General features: G+C 71.6%; 8 protein-coding genes. 7 read left to right on the top strand and 1 reads right to left on the bottom strand.

What is annotated here, in order from left to right:
* Window positions 1-66: 66 nt before the first annotated feature.
* Window positions 67-528: a metallopeptidase family protein gene (locus HD601_RS15180; RefSeq protein WP_184823161.1), complete on the bottom strand. Its 462-nt coding sequence runs from the start codon at window positions 526-528 to the stop codon at window positions 67-69.
* Between the two features lie 69 nt (window positions 529-597).
* On the opposite strand from HD601_RS15180, the gene HD601_RS15185 reads away from it, so the two are divergent.
* The 7 genes from HD601_RS15185 (at window position 598) to HD601_RS35730 (ending at window position 19,214) form a co-directional block, all read left to right on the top strand.
* Window positions 598-960 (top strand): DUF3499 family protein, encoded by a 363-nt coding sequence (locus HD601_RS15185; RefSeq protein ID WP_184823163.1) that lies wholly within the window; start codon window positions 598-600, stop codon window positions 958-960.
* A 184-nt stretch (window positions 961-1,144) separates the two neighbouring features.
* Window positions 1,145-2,659, top strand: a complete 1,515-nt coding sequence (locus HD601_RS35725) for an ATP-binding protein (RefSeq protein WP_184823164.1) — start codon at window positions 1,145-1,147, stop codon at window positions 2,657-2,659.
* The gene (locus HD601_RS15195; protein WP_184823166.1) at window positions 2,656-3,318 is read left to right on the top strand and encodes a response regulator; all 663 of its coding nucleotides are present in this window, start codon (window positions 2,656-2,658) and stop codon (window positions 3,316-3,318) included. The genes HD601_RS35725 and HD601_RS15195 overlap by 4 nt, the downstream gene beginning before the upstream one ends.
* A gap of 303 nt (window positions 3,319-3,621) precedes the next feature.
* Window positions 3,622-15,885: a right-handed parallel beta-helix repeat-containing protein gene (locus HD601_RS15200; RefSeq protein ID WP_184823168.1), complete on the top strand. Its 12,264-nt coding sequence runs from the start codon at window positions 3,622-3,624 to the stop codon at window positions 15,883-15,885.
* A 737-nt stretch (window positions 15,886-16,622) separates the two neighbouring features.
* Window positions 16,623-18,008: a phosphomannomutase/phosphoglucomutase gene (locus HD601_RS15205; protein ID WP_184823170.1), complete on the top strand. Its 1,386-nt coding sequence runs from the start codon at window positions 16,623-16,625 to the stop codon at window positions 18,006-18,008.
* Window positions 18,005-18,175 (top strand): Trm112 family protein, encoded by a 171-nt coding sequence (locus tag HD601_RS15210; RefSeq protein ID WP_184823172.1) that lies wholly within the window; start codon window positions 18,005-18,007, stop codon window positions 18,173-18,175. The genes HD601_RS15205 and HD601_RS15210 overlap by 4 nt, the downstream gene beginning before the upstream one ends.
* Window positions 18,176-18,197: 22 nt before the next feature.
* Window positions 18,198-19,214, top strand: a complete 1,017-nt coding sequence (locus tag HD601_RS35730) for an SIS domain-containing protein (protein ID WP_184823174.1) — start codon at window positions 18,198-18,200, stop codon at window positions 19,212-19,214.
* The last annotated feature ends 108 nt before the right edge of the window (window positions 19,215-19,322 follow it).

Here is a 19,322-nt window from a genome sequence, read left to right on the forward strand (position 1 = left end):
TCGTGGTGGGCGGCCCAGATGCCGCCGCGAATCCCACATCGCGGGCGCCGACGGGGTCGTCGTGGTTCAGGGGAGGTCGCGGCCGCCGTAGGCGGGGTCGATCTCCTCGGGCTCGACGCCGAACAGCTCGGCCACCTGCTCGGTGACGACGTCGCCGACGAGGGCGCGGAGCTTGGCGGGGTCGGTGGCGCGCGTCTCGACCGGGCGCCGGAAGACGACCACGCGGGCCGGGAGCGCGCCGGTGCCGGCGTAGGCGCGCGCCAGCGGGACCCAGCTGCGGTCCCATTCGTCGAGGGCGGGGACGTCCTCGACGGCGAACTCGACCTTGGCGAGCTGGTCCTGCCAGCGCCGGTCCAGCCGCTCGACGGCGCCGATGACGAGGTCGTCGAAGCGCTGCGCCCGCGAGACCGACAGCGGCGAGCCGGCCGGGGCCAGCGGGCCGCGCATGCCGCGCCCGTGCCGGTCACGGCGGATACGCGGCAGGGTCACCCCGGGCGGGGTCTCGGGACCGGGCTGACGACGGCTCATCCTCGGCAGACTAGCCGGTGTTTGGCGTGCCGTGCCCGAGCGGCACCGCTCAGACGCTAGCCTTCCTCTGTGAGTCCGATGCGTCGCTGTTCTCGATCAGCCTGTCCGCGGACCGCGGTGGCGACGCTGACCTACGTCTATGCCGACTCCACGGCCGTGCTGGGCCCGCTCGCCACCTATGCCGAGCCGCACAGCTACGACCTCTGCTCCGAGCACTCCGAGCGGCTCGTGGCGCCCCGCGGCTGGGAGGTCATCCGGCTGGCTCCGGACCCCGCCGCGCTGGGTCCCAGCAACGACGACCTGCTGGCCCTCGCCGACGCCGTCCGCGAGGCCGGCCGCCGCCCCGAGCCCGCTCCCGCCCCGCCCATGGCCGGCGAGAGCAGCGGCACCCGACGCGGTCACCTGCGAGCGCTGCCCGACCCCGACGCCTGATTCCGGCGCCACCCGGTTCACCGTCAGTTCATTTGGCGTTCACCTTTCGTACATTTCGACTATTCGCCATCGCGTTGATCGGAAATGGCGCAGGGCGTACGCTGCTCCCCAGCCGGGCGCGGGGTGGTCCGCAGGGGAGACCTCGTCCGGCGCGCCGTTGCCGCAGCGACGGCAAGGGGGCAATGTGCGCGTCGAGACGACCTGGTCTCCGCCGCGGTCGGACGGGACGTCCGGTGCGGACGCCGTCGGCACGCCCGAACGTCTGCCGGCCCGGAGCCGGCTGGCCCGCTGGTTCGCCGGCGCCCGGAGCCTGCGCAGCCGCCTCATCACCTCCTATGTCGTGCTGCTCTCGACCTCGGCCGTGGTCACCAGCCTGGTGCTGAGCGAGGTGCTGATCATCCGGCTGGACCAGCGCATCCAGCGGGCCGAGCTGCAGGAGGTCCTCGAGCTCGAGCGCATGATGAACGACGGCCGCGACCCCACGACGGGCGAGCCGTTCACGTCGTTGTCGGCCCTCTTCGACGTCTACTTCGCCCGCAACGTCCCGAGCAGCGGCGAGGGCATGGTCGCGTTCGTCGGCGGCCGCGTGCACCAGACGGCGGTGGGCCGGCTGCCGTCGGGCGACGTGCCGCGCCATGTCATCGACCAGTGGCGCTCGCTCGCCTCCCAGGACGATCACACCATCGGGCGCATCGACACCGAGCGCGGCGAGATGCGCTACCGCGTCGAGCCCATCGAGTTCGGCGGCGAGTCCGGCGCGTTCGTCGTCGCGCACCTGCCGCGGCGCGACCTCGAGGACATTGCCGACGTCCGCGAGTACAGCCTGTACATCGCGCTGGGCATGCTGCTGCTCGCTGGGCTGGTCATGTGGCCGCTGGCCGGCCGCGTGCTCGCGCCGCTGCGCGCCCTGACCCGGACCGCGCACACCATCTCCGAGTCCGACCTCACCGGCCGCATCCGCACCCGCGGCAGCGGCGAGGCGGTCGAGATGGCGCACGCGTTCAACGCCATGCTCGACCGCCTCGAGTCGGCGTTCCGCAGCCAGCGCATCTTCGTCCAGGACGCCAGCCACGAGCTGCGCGACCCGCTCACCATCTGCCGCGGTCACCTCGAGCTGCTCACCGACGACCCCGCCGACCAGCGGGCGACGGTGGCGCTGGTGCTCGACGAGCTGAACCGCATCGGCCGCATCGTCGACGACCTGCAGGTGCTGGCCGACGCTGACCAGCCCGACTTCGTCCGGCCGGCGCCCGTCGACCTCGGCGACCTCACCGTCGAGCTGCTGGCGAAGGCCGGCGCTCTGGGCTCGCGCACCTGGCTGCTCGACGGCGTCGGCGAGGGCACCGTCCTGGTCGACCGGCACCGGCTCACCGAGGCCGTGCTCAACCTCGCGCACAACGCCGTCAACCACACCCGCAGTGACCAGGTCGTCGCCGTCGGCAGCTCGCGCACCGACCACGAGTGGCGGCTCTGGGTGCGCGACACCGGCACCGGCATCGCCGAGGCCGACCGCGAGCGCGTCTTCGAGCGGTTCGCCCGCGGCGCGGACTCGCGGCGCGCTTACCAGGGCGCCGGGCTGGGGCTGGCGATCGTCGCCCTCATCGCCCAGGCGCACGGCGGCCGGGTCGACCTCGTCAGCGCGCCCGGCCGGGGGTCCACGTTCACCATCGTCGTGCCGCTGCCCGGTGACCTCCCGTGACGAGCATCCTGATCGTCGAGGACGACCCGCTCATCAGCGCGTTCGTGCAGAAGGGCCTGCGCCTGCACGGCTACGCCACCGAGATCGCCGACGACGGCCTGACGGCGCGCCAGCTCGGCATGTCCGGGGCGTACGACCTGGTCGTGCTCGACCTCGGCCTGCCCGACCGCGACGGCCTGCGGGTGCTGCGCGAGATCCGGTCGGCGGGGCACACCGTCCCCGTGGTCGTGCTGACGGGGCTGTCCGAGCGCGACGCGGCGACCTGCCTCGAGAGCGGCGCCGACGACTACATGCGCAAGCCCTTCCACTTCGAGGAGCTGCTCGCCCGGGTCCGCAGCCGGCTGCGCACGTCGTCGGGCGGCACCAGCCGGGCGACGGTGTCGGCCGGCGGCATCCAGCTGGACCTGCGCAGCCGGCGCGCCTGGGTGCACGGCCGCGCCGTCGAGCTCACCAGCCGCGAGTTCGCCCTGCTGGAGGCGTTCCTGCGCCATCCCGACCAGGTGCTGGGGCGCGAGCAGTTGCTCTCGCAGGTCTGGGGCTACGCCGTCGACCCCGGCACCAACGTCGTGAACGTCTACGTCAACGCGCTGCGCAAGAAGCTCGGCGCCGACGTCATCGAGACCGTCCGCGGCGTCGGCTATCGCCTGCGCCCTGCTTGAGATTTCGATGAGCGGCGTCTTGATGAACGCCGTCCGACGCCATACCGGCGCTCATGAACGCGACTGGACAATCCGGGCGAAGCACTTGATACAGCCCGCCAAGGCCTGCGGAAATCGCGTAACAGATCGCATTTCAAGCCGGTAAAACCTCATAAAGAAGCTCTCACCATTGCCTTACAGACGTCTCATGCCCTCACGGAAAGCTGGCACCGTCGATATCCAGGTGGGGCATGTGGAGTGACCCGTGGGGGGCCTCCACAGGGGGGCGGGATTTTCATGTCCAAGGGGCGGACTCTGCTCGGCATGCGCGTGACGCGCGGCCGATTACGTGCCGTCGTCGCGTTACTCGCGGCGCTCGGCACGGTGGCGGGCATCATGGCGCTGACGGCGCCATCCGCGCTCGCCGGCGAGACCTTCGTCGTGACGAGTACGACTGACGCGACCGACGCCGAGGTGGGCGACGGCATGTGTCTCACCGGCGCCGGCGAATGTACGCTGCGCGCCGCGATCCAGGAGTCGAACGCGTCGACGGCACCGGATGTCATCCAGGTGCCCGCCGGCACGTTCGAGCTGGCCATCGCGCCGGGCGGCGACAACGGCGCCGACACCGGCGACCTCGACATCACCGCGCCGGTCACCGTCAACGGTGCCGGCGCCGCGGCGACCGTGATCGACGGCGGCGAGGCGCCGGACGGGGCGCCCGCGGAGCAGACGGCACTCGACCGGGTGCTGGAGATCCAGGAGACGGCCGGGGCGGTGACGCTCTCCGGCCTGAGCCTGCGCGAGGGCTTCGCCTCCGAGGAGGGCGGTGCCCTCTACACCGCGTCCGGCGGCAACATCCGGCTCAACGGCGTCAACGTCACCGACAGCGAGGCGATCGGCGACGGCGGCGGCATCTTCGCGCTGACCGGCACTGTCACCATCACCGGCGGCGCCGTCACCGGCAACACCGCGCACAACGGCGGTGGCGTGTTCGGGGCCGGCGAGCCGAGCCTCACCGGCGTGCCGAGCCGCCTGAACATGAGCGGCGTCACCGTCGACGGCAACTCCGCCATGTCCGGCGGCGGCGTCATGGTCGACCACGAGGGCGCGCTCAACCTGACGAACACCACGATCACCGACAACCACGCGACCGACGGCGACGGCGGCGGCGTGGTCGCGGGGTCGAAGGCGAGCCTGTCGATCCGCGGCGGCACCGTCGAGGCCAACACGGCGGTCGGCGACGGCGGCGGTGTCTTCACCGGCGTCGAGCGCCCGGTGAGCATCGAGGACGTCGCGTTCACCGGCAACGAGGCGGGCGTCGAGGTCGAGGGCGTGGCCGAGGGCTCCGGCGGCGGTCTGTTCGCCGGCGGCAGCGGCCCGGTCGTCGTCGAGGCGTCGACCTTCACCGAGAACTCGGCCGGCACCGCCGGTGGTGGCATCGCGCTCGAGAACAACGGCTCGGTGAACATCGCCGACTCCGACCTGACCGGCAACCACGCGGAGGCCGGCGGCGGTCTGCTGAACGCCGCGGCGCGCGTCACGGTCACCGGCCTGACGATCATGGGCAACGAGGCCGAGCTCGACGGCGGCGGCATCCTCAGCGACGGCAGCGGCGACTTCACCATCTCCGAGACCATGGTCCGTGCGAACACCGCCGAGAACGGTGGTGGCCTGGCCAACGAGGCCGACGGCGCGCTGCGGATCGAGGCGTCGACGTTCTGGGACAATCGCGCCATCGCCCGGTTCTCCGACGACACCGGCCTGGGCGGCGGCATCTACGGCCTGGGCGACGCCGAGGCGAACTACGAGAACGTCACCATCTCCGGCAACCTCGCCCAGGTGCGAGGCGGCGGTCTGTACATCGACGCCGACGCCGCGGTGCACGTGTCCAGCACCACCATCGCCCACAACAGCGCCCCCGTGGCCAGTGGCGTCGGTGGCGAGGTCACGGTGCCGAACTTCCCGATCGAGCCCAGCCAGAGCGTGATCTTCCGCAACACGATCATCTCGGACAACCTGATCGGCCCGAACTGCAACTTCGCCATCGGGTCCGAGGGCGGCAACATCGACTCCGGCGACACCTGCTACTTCCGTGGCCTGCGCGACCGCCAGAACGCGGGGACCGCGAGCCTCGACGCCATCGCCGACAACGGCGGGCCGACCATGACGATGGCGCTGCGCGAGGACAGCTTCGCCATCGACGGCGGCGTCGAGCCGTGCCCGACGGTGGACCAGCGCGGCGTCTCGCGCCCGCAGGGCAACCAGGCCGACCCCGATGACAACAAGTGCGACAGCGGCGCCTTCGAGTACGAGGGCCCGTTCGCCGCGGCCGACGCCAACCCGCCGGACACCGCGTACGTCTCGGGCCCGATCCAGGACACCGAGAACACGTCCGTCTTCACGTTCACCGGCATCGACGACGTCACGCCGACCGACGAGCTGCTCTACGAGTGCCGCCTGCTCGAGTTCGAGCCGGGCGAGCCCCCGGAGCCGCCGGACCCGACCGAGCCGCTGGACCCCGAGGAGATGTTCGTCGGCTGCCCGAACCCGTGGCAGGTCGAGCTGGTCGAGGACGGCGTGTTCCTGTTCGAGGTGCGCGCGATCGACCGTGCGGGCAACGTCGACCAGTCCCCTGACTCGCACGCCTTCGAGCTGCAGCCCGACGGCACCGCACCGAACACCGTCTTCCAGGAGACCCCGCCGGACCCGAGCGACCGCAACACCGCGGCGTTCACCTTCACCGGCACCGACGACCGCACCGCGGCGCAGTTCCTGGAGTTCGAGTGCCGCATCGACACCGTCGACCCCGACGCGTGGCTCGAGTGCTTCAACCCCGCCGTCTTCTCGAACCTGACGCCGGGTGAGCACACCGTCCAGGTCCGCGCCATCGACGGCGAGGGCAACATGGACCCGACGCCGGCCACGCACACGTGGACGGTGACCGAGCCGACCAGCTGCACCGCGGCCAACATCATCGTGACCGCGGCGGCCGACACCCACGTCGAGCAGGGCGAGCCCCTGGACAACTTCGGCGCGTCCGAGGAACTGGTCGTGCGGTCCAACGAGCCGGACCAGAACGCCCGGTCGTACGTGCGCTTCCCGCTGCCCGACGTCCCGGACGACTGTGTCCTGGAGCGGGCGACGTTGCGCCTGCACGGCGACGGCGAGGCCGGGCGCACGCTCGAGGCCGTCGCCACCGACGCCGCGTGGGACGAGTCGCAGCTGACCTGGAACAACCAGCCGGGCACCACCGGCGCCGCCGTCACGACCACGTCGGGCGCCGGCTACCGCGAGTGGGCCATGACGGCTCAGGTGCAGTCGATGCTCGACGGCGCCTCGGCCAACCACGGCTGGGTGATCCGCGACTCCGCCGAGGGCGACCTCACCGGTGCGGAGAGCTCGTTCATCAGCAGCGAGGCCGTCCTCGAGCCGCCGACGCCGCCGCAGCTGGTGCTGCGGTTCCAGGAGGTCGGCACGCCCGAGCCTCCGGCGCCGGCCGAGCCGGGCTCGGCCGAGACGGTGACCTGTGGCCAGGTCATCACCGAGAGCACCCGCATCGACAACGACCTCACCTGTATGGGCGAGGGCCTGGTGATCGGTGCTCCGAACCTGATCCTCGACCTCAACGGGCACACGCTGAAGAGCGGCCTGGTCGTGGACCCGGGCCAGGAGGAGGGCCTCTACGCCGGTGTCCGCAACGCCGGTCACGCCAACGTCCACGTCCGCAACGGCTCCATCGAGTGGTTCGGCTACGGCGTGCGGATCCTCGGCGGCGGCGAGCACGGCTCCGTGCACGACCTGACGCTGAAGAACAACCTCATCGCCGGCGTGGAGTTGCACGACGCCGACGACGGCCGCTACGGCGTGCACGTCCACGACAACACGATGAACCTCAACGGCGACGGCGTGGCCGCGGTGTTCGGCACCGAGGGCGCCCTCATCGAAGGGAACGCGTTCGGCGGCAACCTGGGCCGGCAGGTCTACCTGTTCGACTCCGGGTACAACCGCATCGAGGGCAACACCGTCAGCGGGCTCACGCACGACCCGCTGCTCGACAGCGACGGCGGCGTCTACCTCGAGAGCTCCAGCGACAACGTCGTCTCCGGCAACGTCATCTCCGACACCGGGGACGCCGCGATCGCGATCCACGAGGGCTCGCACCGCAACGTCGTCGACGGCAACACGTCCACGCGCAGCAGCGACTCCTCGGTGTCGGTCGACGACTCCGACGTCGCCGTCGTCACGGACAACGTGCTGCACCTGTCCGGCGGCGCCGGCATCACGCTGTCGAACTCGCACTACAGCGAGGTCAGCGGCAACGACGCGCGGTTCAACCCGGGCGGCATCCTGGTGGTCGGCTCGCACGACAACCAGGTCACGGGCAACGAGGTCAGCCACACCGGCGCCGAGGGCATCGGGGTGGAGTCCGCCCACCGCAACGTCATCAGCGGCAACATCGCCAATCACGGCGGCGGTGCCGGCATCTCGGTGACGGCGGAGCTGCTCGACCCCAACGAGGTCCCGATCGGCGGCAACGTCATCGAGGACAACGAGGCCACCGGCAACCTCTCCGACGGCATCTCCGTCGAGGGTGGCGGCCACGAGGTCACGGCCAACGAGGCGTACAACAACCTCGCCTGGGGCATCAGCGCCGACGAGCTGACGGTCGACGGTGGCGGCAACCTGGCCAGCGGGAACGCCGAGCCGGAGCAGTGCGAGGGCGTCGTCTGTGCGCCCGGCACGGCCCCGCCGGTGCTGCCGCCGGACCTCACCGCGCCGGACACGCAGGTCCTGACGCAGCCGGCCAACGGCTCCAGCTCGCTCTCCCCGCAGGAGTTCACGTTCACGGGCAGCGACAACCTCGCGCCCGCGACCGCCCTGCGGTTCGAGTGCCGGCTGGACGCGCCGCCGGACCCGCCGCCGCCGGTTCCCGAGCCGGGCGAGCCGCCGCAGCCGCCGGACGTCGACAACTGGGTCGAGTGCTCCAGCCCGCAGATCTACCCGTTCCTGCTCTCGGGTGAGCACGTGTTCGAGGTGCGGGCGATCGACCCGTACGACAACGTCGACCTGACCCCGGCCAAGGTCACCTGGACCGTGGTCCCGGCCCCGCCGGGCGACGACGACCTCGCGCCGAACACGACCATCGCCGAGGCGCCGGAGGACCCGTCGACGTCGCCGGACGCCACGTTCGTCTTCCGCGGCTCCGACAACGCCACGCCCGGTCCGTTCCTCACCTACGAGTGCCGGCTCGACGGCGGCGCCTGGGCGGCCTGCACCTCGCCGGCCGAGTACACCGGGCTCAGCCTCGGCGAGCACACCTTCGAGGTGCGCGCCAGCGACGTCGCGGGCAACACCGACGCGACCCCGGCCGTCCACACCTGGACGATCGTGACCCCGCCGGACGACACGACGGACCCGGAGACGACCATCGACTCCGGACCCGACGTGACCACGGTGGACACGACGGCGACGTTCACCTTCTCGTCCAACGAGTTGGTCTCGACCTTCGAGTGCAAGCTCGACACCGGAGCCTGGGCGGCGTGCACCTCGCCGGCCGAGCACACCGGTCTCACGGTCGGCCAGCACGAGCTGCAGGTCCGCGCGACCGACCCGGCCGGCAACGTGGACGAGTCGCCCGCCAGCTACCTGTGGACGGTCACCGCGGCCCCGGTCGTCACGACGGTCACCTGTGGCCAGGTGCTCACGCAGAGCACGCTGGTCGACAACGACCTGACCGACTGCGGTGGCGACGGCCTGGTCATCGGCGCTCACGGGATCACCGTCGACCTCGACGGCCGGATCATCGACGGCGTCGGCATGGGCACCGGCATCCGCAACGACGGGTTCGACTCCGTCACGGTCCGCAACGGCATCGTCCAGGAGTTCGACTTCGGCGCCTCGCTGAACTCGGGCGTCGCGATGAACATCATCGACGGGCTGACGCTGCAGTCGACCATCACCGCCGCGGTCCAGCTGACCAACGCCGACGACGGCACCAACGGCAACACGATCCGCAACAACGAGATCGCGGGCAACGCGATCGGTGTCTTCCTGCAGGCCGGCACGCAGGACGCGTCGGTCACCGCCAACATCATCAGCGGGAGCACCGAGCAGGGCGTCTACCTGCTCAACTCCAGCGGCAACACGTTCGCGAACAACCAGATCAACGGCACCAGCAACGCCGGCGTGCAGCTGGACGGCTCGAGCACCAACGTATTCCTCGAGAACGAGGTCAACACGAGCTCCGACGCCGCGATGCTCGTCCAGCTGGGCTCGCACGGCAACCGCATCGAGGGCAACACGCTCTCCGAGAGCGAGGCCGGCGTCGTCGTCCTCGAGTCCAACGGCACCGAGATCGTCGGCAACGCCGCGACGACCAACGGTGACGTCGGCATCGAGCTCGAGACCGCCACGGGGTCGCTGATCCAGGACAACGACGTCCGCTACAACACCGGCGGCATCGCGCTCAGCGGCTCCAGCGGCAACCACGTCGAGGCCAACAACGCCAGCGACAACTCCGGCGTCGGCATCGAGGTGGGCGACGAGTCCCTGAGCAACGTCCTGCTGGGCAACGTCGCGATCGCCAACGACGGCGAGGGCATCGCCGTCAACTCGTTCGCGCCGCCCGGCTCCGGCACGCTGATCCAGGGCAACACCGCCAACAGCAACGCGGCGGACGGCATCGCCGTCAACGACGTCGGCCACATGATCGGCGGCAACGTCGCGAACAACAACGGCGGCTGGGGCATCTACGCGGCCACCGGCAGCGTCGCCGGCATCAACGTCGACGGCGGCGGCAACCGCGCCTTCGGCAACGTCGGCGGCGGCATCGACCCGGTGACGCAGCGCGTGATCCAGTGCTTCAACGTCGACTGCGACGGCGGCCCGCCGCTGCCGACCGACCAGGTCGCACCGGACACGTCGATCATCTCCGGCCCCAGCGACCCGACCACCAGCACCTCGGCGACCATCACGTTCACCGGCAGCGACAACGCCACGACCGTGACCTTCGAGTGCCGGCTGGACGGCGGCGCCTGGGCACCGTGCACCAACCCCGTCACGTACACCGGCCTGGGCATCGGCGAGCACGTGGTCGACGTCCGTGCCACGGACTGGACGGGCAACGTGGACGAGACGCCGGCCCAGCACGCCTGGACCGTCGAGGCGCCCCCGCCGGGCGTCGCTCCGGAGACGACCATCGACAGCGGTCCGGACGCGATGACCGTCAGCACCACGGCGTCGTTCACCTTCTCCTCCAACGAGGAGGGCGTGACGTTCCAGTGCAAGCTCGACGCGCTGCCGTTCGTGAACTGCACCTCGCCGGCCACGTACACCGGCCTCTCGGTCGGCGCGCACACGCTGCTGGTGCGGGCCATCGACGGTGAGGGCAACATCGACGCCACGCCGGCCGAGTACGACTGGACCGTCGGCGCCGCACCGGTGCCCGCGGCCGTGAGCTGCGGCCAGACCATCACGACGAGCACGCTGGTCACGAACGACCTGACCGGCTGTGGCGGCGACGGCCTGATCATCGGCGCCGCGGGCATCACGCTGGACCTCGGCGGGCACCTGCTCGAGGGGTCCGGCCAGGGAGCCGGCGTGCGGAACTCCGGCTTCGACAGCGTCGCGATCGTCAACGGCTCCGTGACGGACTTCGACTTCGGGGTCCAACTCGGTGACGGGGTCGCGAACAACGTCGTCGCCTCGATCATGGCCACCGCAAACCAGGACGCCGGCATCGGCCTCGACAGCACGGACGGCGGCAACACCGTCCGGACCAGCACGGTCAACGAGAACACGGCCGGCATCGTCCTGTCCGGCGGCACCACCGGCGCCGTCGTGCTGAACAACCAGCTCAGCCTGAACCCGGGCGACGGCATCCGGCTCGACGGCGTCAGCGGGAACCGCGTCGAGGGCAACCTCGTCACGGGCTCCAGCGAGTCCGCCCTCGCGCTCCTGGGCGCCACCGGCAACACCCTGCTGAACAACCAGCTGTCGGCGACCAGCAGCACCGGCATCTCGCTGGAGGCCGGGTCGAACGACAACGTCCTGCAGGGCAACTCGTCGACCGTCAGCGGGTCCTACGGCATCAGCGTCATGGAGTCGAACGGCAACGACTTCATCGCCAACGCCGTCGGCTCGGCCGGCGCCACCGGCATCGCCCTGGACAGTGCCAACGACAGTGAGCTGCGCGCCAACGACGTGCGGTTCAACTCCGGCGGCATCTCGCTGATCCAGTCGAGCAACAACCTGCTGCAGGGCAACAACGCCAGCGGCACGACCGACAGCGGCATCTCGGTCGAGAGCGAGTCGTTCGACAACGTGATCCGGTCCAACACGGCCGGCGGCAACAACGGCGAGGGCATCTACGTGTCCGGCCAGGCGCCGTCCGGTCAGGGCAACCTGATCGAGTCCAACAACGCCAGCAACAACGGCAGCGGCGGCATCCTGGTGAACGACGCCGGGCACACCGTCACCGCCAACATCGTCAACAGCAACGACGGCTGGGGCATCTACGCGCACGAGGACACCGTCGACGGCGGTCAGAACCACGCCTCGGGCAACGCCGAGCCGGCCCAGTGCTTCAATATCGTGTGCATCATCGGCCCCGCGCCGGGTGCGCCCGACACCGAGATCGTCGACAAGCCGTCCGACCCGAGCAGCAGCCGCAACGCGCTGTTCACGTTCATCGGCACCGACGACATCACCCCGCTGGGCAACCTCGAGTTCCAGTGCCGTCTGGACAGCAGCGACGAGAACGCGTGGCAGGACTGTGAGAACCCGCAGGAGTACAGCAACCTGAGCCCGGGTCCGCACAAGTTCGAGGTGCGCGCGGTCGACGAGAACGAGCTGGTCGACGCCTCGCCGGCGGAGTTCGAATGGGACTACGTGCCGCTGCCTCCGGGCGTCGCGCCGGACACCCAGATCAACCTGAAGCCGCCGGCCGAGACGCCGCTGTTCGAGGCGCTGTTCACCTTCACCTCGAACGAGCCCGACGTGACGTTCGAGTGCGCCATCGACGACGCCGAGTTCACGCCGTGCTTCTTCGCGGTCGAGCACGAGTTCGACGAGACCGAGGTCGGTCCGCACACCTTCCGGGTCCGCGCGACGGACGCCGAGGGCCTGACGGACCTCACCCCGGCCGAGTACACGTGGACGATCACCGGCGTCATCGCGTCGATCACCGACGGGCCGGCGTTCGAGCCGGGTCAGGGCAACGAACCGCCCAACGGCGGAGAGACGGAGGAGACGACGGCCACGTTCGAGTTCGAGGCCAACGTCGCCGACTCCACGTTCGACTGCTCGCTCGACTTCGCACCGTTCGCGCCGTGCACGTCGCCGATGACGTACACCGGCCTGAGCGTGGGTGAGCACGTCTTCCGCGTGTTCGCCACCGACCCGGAGGGCGCCAGCCAGCTGGAGTCCACCGAGTACGAGTGGACCGTGATCCCGAGCCTGGACACCGTCCCGCCGAACGCCGTCATCCAGGGCGGCCCGGCGGACCCGACCGGCGCGGCCACGTTCACCTTCACGGGCACCGACAACGTCACGACCCCCGCGGGCCTGCTGTTCGAGTGCAGCATGGACAGCGCCGAGGAGGCCGCGTTCTCGGAGTGCACGAGCCCGTGGACGTACCCGAACCCGGAGGCTCCGGAGCCGCTCGAGCCCGGTGCGCACGTGTTCTACGTGCGGGCCGTCGACGCGGAGGACAACATCGACCCGACACCGGCGAGCCTGCCGTTCACCTACGGCGGCGACTCCGTGGCACCGGCGGTCACCATCCTGACCACGCCGCCGGCCTCCACGCCGCTGCCGGACGTGCTGTTCACGTTGAGCGCGAACGACCCGTTCGCGACGTTCGAGTGCAGCGTCGACGGGGCTGAGTTCGAGCCCTGCGAGAGCCCCTACGAGGTCCAGGGCATGCTGGTCGGGCCGCACGAGCTCCAGATGCGCGCGGTCGACATGTCCGGCAACGTGGGTGCGGTCGCGACCGCCGAGTGGACCGTGATAGGCCCGCCGGAGACGGCGCTGCTGACCACGCCGGCCGACCCGTCGGGCGCGGACGTGAGCTTCACGTTCGAGTCCAACGTGCCGGGGTCGACCTTCACCTGTGCGCTCAACGACGGTCCGTTCCTGCCCTGCACCTCGCCGCACGACTACACCGGTCTCGGCGGTGGCGACCACATGTTCCAGGTCGCCGCGGTCAGCCCGGAGGGCTTCGTGGACGAGTCGCCGGAGGAGTTCTCCTGGACCGTCGACGCGCCGGCCGACACCACGGCGCCGGACACCGTCATCGAGAGCGGCCCGCCGGCCGTCTCCACCGCCGTCGACGCGACGTTCACGTTCTCGTCGCCGGACCCGGGCGCGGGCTTCCAGTGCGCGCTCGACGGCGGGTCCTGGAGCGACTGCCCGACGCCGCACCTGCTCGAGGGCGTGGCCGAGGGCGAGCACGAGCTGGCCGTTCGCGCCGTCGACGTCCACGGCAACGCGGACGCCACCCCCGACACGTACGTGTGGGAGGTTGACGGCCCGCCGGAGGCGGAGATCACGTCCGGTCCGGAGGTCTCGACCGAGATGACGTCGGCCACGTTCGTGTTCACCTCGGACGAGCCCGGCTCCACGTTCGTCTGCTTCCTCGACGGGGTGGAGGAGCCGTGCACGTCGCCGGCGGAGTACACCGGCCTGAGCGTCGGCCCGCACCTGTTCGCGGTGCAGGCGACGGACGCGAACGGCAACGTCCAGCCGGACTGGACCGAGCACGAGTGGACGGTCACGCCGGCCATGCCGCCGCAGACGATGCTGACCTCGGCACCGCCGCCGGCCAGCACCAGCGCGACGACCGCGGCGTTCGCGTTCAGCTCCAACGAGCCGGGCACCTTCCAGTGCTCGCTGGACAGCGCACCGTTCGCCGGCTGCACCTCGCCGGTGGAGCTGACCGGACTGGCCGCCGGAGCGCACACGTTCGCCGTGCGCGCCGTCGACCTCGCCGGCAACCCCGACGGCAGCCCGGTGGTGAGCAACTGGACGGTCACGCCGACCGACACCACCGCGCCGCAGACGACGATCGGTGAGGGCCCGACGGGCTCCGTGACCACCACGACGGCGGCGTTCGAGTTCTCCGCCGACGAGGGCGGCACGACGTTCGAGTGCCTCATCGACGGCGGCGCCTGGGGCGCGTGCACCTCGCCGAAGGTCTACACGGACCTGACGCCGGGCGAGCACACGTTCCTGGTGCGCGGGACCGACGCGGCCGGCAACACCGACCCGACGCCGGCCTCCCGGACGTGGACGGTCGCCGAGCCGCCGGTCTGCACCGCGCAGACCGTCACGCTCGACGCGGTCGCCGACTCCTGGATCGACCAGGGCAGCTCGTCCAGCAACAAGGGCACCGACTCCACCCTCAAGGTGATGTCGAAGAGCGGCTCCAACCTGCGGGCACTCGTCCGGTTCGACCTGCCCGACCTGGCCGAGGGGTGCGCGGTGTCGTCCGCGACGCTGCGCCTCAACGCCTCGTCGTCGCGGAGCGGGCGGACGCTGCAGGCCATCCGGGTCGCGGCCCCGTGGACCGAGAACGCCGTCACGTGGGGCAACCAGCCGGCGACCACCGGCACCCCGGCGACGACGTCCTCCGGCTCGGGCTGGCGGACCTGGACGGTGACACAGCAGGTCAACGCGATGTACACGGCGAACGCGGAGCACGGGTTCCTGATCCGCGACGCGTCTGAGAACAACGACCACGAGCAGCAGTTCCGCAGCCGCGAGAGCGGCAGCAACCGGCCGCAGCTCGTGCTGACCATCGGACCGGCGCCGGAACCGGACACCACGGCGCCGCAGACGACCATCACCTCCGGGCCGGGCGCGGCGAGCACCCCGTCGTTCGAGTTCATCGCGGACGAGCAGGGCACCTCGTTCGAGTGCTCGATCGACGGCGGCGCGTACTCCGCGTGCTCCTCGCCGAAGACCTACCAGGGCCTGGTGGTCGGCTCGCAGCACACGTTCGCCGTCCGCGCCATCGACGCGGCCGGCAACGTGGACGCGACACCGGCGACGTCGACCTGGACCGTGCCGATCAACTGCGGCAACCCGGTCACCGTCCCGGCCAGCGCCGACGCCTGGTTCGAGCAGGGCAGCCCGTCGACCAACAAGGGCGACGACTCCGTGCTCAAGGTGATGTCGAAGTCGTCGAACCAGAACGTCCGAGCGACGGTCCGGTTCGCCCTCCCGGCCCCGCCGTCCGGCTGCGAGGTCATCGGGGCGACGCTGCGCATGTACTCCGATTCCTCGGTCTCCGGGCGCACCCTGCAAGCGCTCCGGGCGACGGCCTCGTGGACGGAGATGGGCGTGAACTGGGGCAATCAGCCGGCCACCACGGGGACGGCAGCGACAGCGCCGTCCGGCGGCGGCTGGCGGACGTGGACGGTCACGGAGCAGGTCCTGGCCATGTACGCGCCGGGCTCCAACCACGGCTTCGTCGTCCGCGACGCCACCGAGGGCGCCAGCGCCGGCCCCGAGCAGTCCTTCCACAGCCGGGAGAAGGGAGAGAACACCCCGCAGCTCGTGGTCACCTTCGGGGCATCGAGCTGAGCACCTCCCCCGGGGAAAGGGCGGTCACGGCGCCCCCTCGCCGTGACCGCCATCCCTCATCCTCGACCTCGTGTCCGGGTGGGTAACGACTCCCGCCTCGCCAGGGCCCCCAGCCCGGCGAGGCGGGAGTCGCCTTTGTGCGGGTGCCATGTGGTTGCGCCGGGTTCCCCCGTCCCCCTGCTGCCCATTCTCTTGGCCCCGAACGCGCGCCTCAAGCGGACCGGTGGGCGCTGCGCGCGTGGGGTCCGCTCGACCCGCACGTCCGGGGCCTAAGAACGGGCAGCTATCAGGGGGACGGGGGAGTCTGGCGACGGGGTGGGTGGTTCGTTCCTGGCTGCGGTCGTCTTCGATGGCGGCGGTCGTCTTCAATAGCGCCAGCCGTCTTCTGAGTTCCGGTGGGGGCGCAGAAGACGGCTGGCGCTATTGAAGTCGGCTCGCGCTATTGAAGACGGCGCGTTGGCCCTGCGGCGGTCCGCGAGGTGGGATTCCGGGGCGTTTTCCGGGCCGCCCATCAGGCTTGTCCCCGCTTCACGAGGTCTGCAGGCCCATGGGTGTGGGGGAAAGCCTGGTGATGTACGCGATCCTTGATGATCATCGCCATCCACAGCCCACCAAAGCGGGACGAAACGGGCACGCGAAGGGGCGAGGCGTGCCCAGGGTCTCCCCGGCAGAACCTCAAAACCCCGGCCACCAGCGAACCTCACCGTGCGGCCACCCGGGCAGGGTAAGGTCGGCCCGTGCGTGACCTCGCCCCGATCCTCAAGGCCTACGACATCCGTGGCGTGGTCCCGGAGCAGCTCGACGACGACACCGCCCGGGCCATCGGCTGGGCGGCCGCGCACGTGCTCGCCGGGGGCAGCGGCGCGATGGTCGTCGGGCACGACATGCGCCCCACCTCGCCGCAGCTGTCGGCCGCGTTCGCCGACGGGGTCACCTCGGCCGGCGTCGACGTCGTCATGGCGGGGCTCACGAGCACCGACCAGCTCTACTACGCCAGCGGCGCGCTCGGCCTGCCGGGCGCCATGTTCACCGCCAGCCACAACCCCGCGCAGTACAACGGCATCAAGCTGTGCCGGGCCGGGGCCGCGCCGGTGGGCTACGACACCGGCCTCGCCGAGATCAGGGCTCTCATCGACGACGGCGTCGACTCGCCCGTCGCGGCGCGCGGGCGCATCGGGCAGCGCGACACGCTCGGCGACTACGCGGCCCACCTGCACTCCCTGGTCGACGTGACCGGCGGCCGCCCGCTCACCGTCGTCGTCGACGCCGGCAACGGCATGGCGGGGCACACCGTCCCCGCCGTGCTGGACCGGCCCGGCCTCACGGTGATCCCGCTGTACTTCGAGCTCGACGGCACGTTCCCGAACCACGAGGCGAACCCGATCGACCCCGCCAACCTCGTCGACGTGCAGGCGGCCGTCCGCGAGCACGGCGCCGACCTCGGTCTGGCCTTCGACGGCGACGCCGACCGCTGCTTCGTCGTCGACGAGCGGGGCGAGGCGGTGTCGCCGTCGGCGCTGACCGCGCTGATCGCCGTCCGCGAGCTGCTCCGCGCGCCCGGCGAGCCCGTGGTGCACAACCTCATCACCTCGAAGGCCGTGCCCGAGATCATCGCCGAGCACGGCGGCACCCCGGTGCGCACCCGCGTCGGCCACTCGCTGATCAAGCAGACCATGGCCGAGACCGGCGCCGTGTTCGGCGGCGAGCACTCCGGGCACTTCTACTTCCGCGACTTCTGGCGCGCCGACTCCGGCATGCTCGCGGCGCTGCACACGCTGGCCGCGCTGGGCGCCGACGACTCCGGCCGGCCGCTGTCGCAGTTGCTCGACCCGTACGAGCGCTACGTCGCGTCGGGCGAGATCAACAGCACGGTCGACGACGCCGCCGCCGTCACCGCGCGGGTCGAGGAGGCGTTCGGCAAGGCCGCCGACGTCGTCACCGACCACCTCGACGGCCTCACCGTCGAGTTCACCGGAACGCCCATGTGGTGGTTCAACCTGCGCCCGTCCAACACCGAGCCGCTGCTGCGGCTCAACGTCGAGGGCGCGGACCGCGCCGTCATGGAACGGGTGCGCGACGACGTCCTGCGGGTGGTCCGCGGGCCGGGGGAGGGGGCCGCGTGAGGCTCGATCCGACGCTGCTGCAGGTCATCGCCTGCCCGGTCTGCCACAGTCCGCTGGAGCCCGACGACGACGCCGGCGAGCTGCTCTGCACGGGCTGCCCGCTGGCCTACCCGGTGCGCGACGACATCCCCGTGCTGCTGGCCGACCAGGCCCGCACACGTTCCTGATCCTCTCTTGGAGTAGCCCCCAGTGTTCTTCGACGGCTCGCTCGACGACCCCAACGCGTTGAGCGTCATCGACCCGGTCCTGCGCGAGATCGCCGGCTGGGGCGCCCAGGTCCGCCTCGCCGACGTCGCCTCGGCCGACGCGCTCGCCTCGCTGAGCGCGGGGGACCGGCCGCGCGCCGTCGTCGCCGGTGGTGCCGACGGCCGGCTGTTCCGGGCCGTGCTCGAGCCGGTCTGCCCGGTGCCGTTCGTCGCCTGGCCGCACCGGGGGCTGCCCGGCTGGGCCGGCCCGCTCGACCTCGTGGTCGTGGTGTGCCGGTCCGGGCACGGCGAGGACGAGATCTCCGCCGTCGCCGAGGCGCGCCGCCGCGGCTGCGCCCTGCTGGTCGCCGCGCCCGAGGGCTCGCCCATGCACCAGGCGGCGGCCGGCCGCGGCACGACGTTCCTCCCCGCCGGCAGCGCCGACCCGACGGCGCTCGCCGTCCCCGTCCTGCGCGCCCTGCACGTCATGGGGCTCGGCCCCGAGGTCGCGGCCGAGCCCGTCGCCGCCGCCCTCGACGACGTCGCCGAGCGGTGCGGCCCGAACGCGCCCGCCGACACGAACCCGGCCAAGGAGCTGGCCCTCGCCATCGCCGACGACGTCCCCGTGGTCTGGGGCGGCTCGGTGCTCGCCGCCCGCGCCGCCCGGCGGGTCGCCGAGGCGCTGCGCTCGGCCAGCGGCAGGCCCGCGCTGTCCGGCGAGGCCGACCAGCTCGTCCCGATCCTCGAGGGCGCCCCGGAGCCGGACCTGTTCGCCGACCCGTTCGAGGACGGCGGCTCGGCGTCGCAGCGGCCCGCCCTCGTCATCCTCGACGACGGCGCCGACCCCCCCGCCGCGGTCGCCGGCCGGGCCCGCCTCGACGAGGCCGCCTCGAACGGCTCGGTCCGGGTCCAGGAGGTCCGCGCCGTCGAGGGACCCGACATCGGCCGGTTCGCGGCGTTGCTCGCCACCGGCCGCTACGCGGCGGCCTACCTGGCCCTCGGCCTCGGCCGCCCCGCCTGACTCAGCGCCGGGCACGCCTCCGCCCGACCGCCACCGCACCGCACCCCGAGTTGATCATGGCGAAGGTCGGCTCTGGGGCGGCTGGAGACCCGACCTTCTCCATGATCA

It is taken from the genome of Jiangella mangrovi, from assembly GCF_014204975.1.
Taxonomy (GTDB): Bacteria; Actinomycetota; Actinomycetes; order Jiangellales; family Jiangellaceae; genus Jiangella; species Jiangella mangrovi.

Excerpts from the sequence above, each read along its gene's own strand:
- HD601_RS15180 (WP_184823161.1), bottom strand. The coding sequence starts at position 528 with ATGAGCCGTCGTCAGCCCGGTCCCGAGACCCCGCCCGGGGTGACCCTG.
- HD601_RS15200 (WP_184823168.1), top strand. The coding sequence starts at position 3,622 with ATGCGCGTGACGCGCGGCCGATTACGTGCCGTCGTCGCGTTACTCGCG.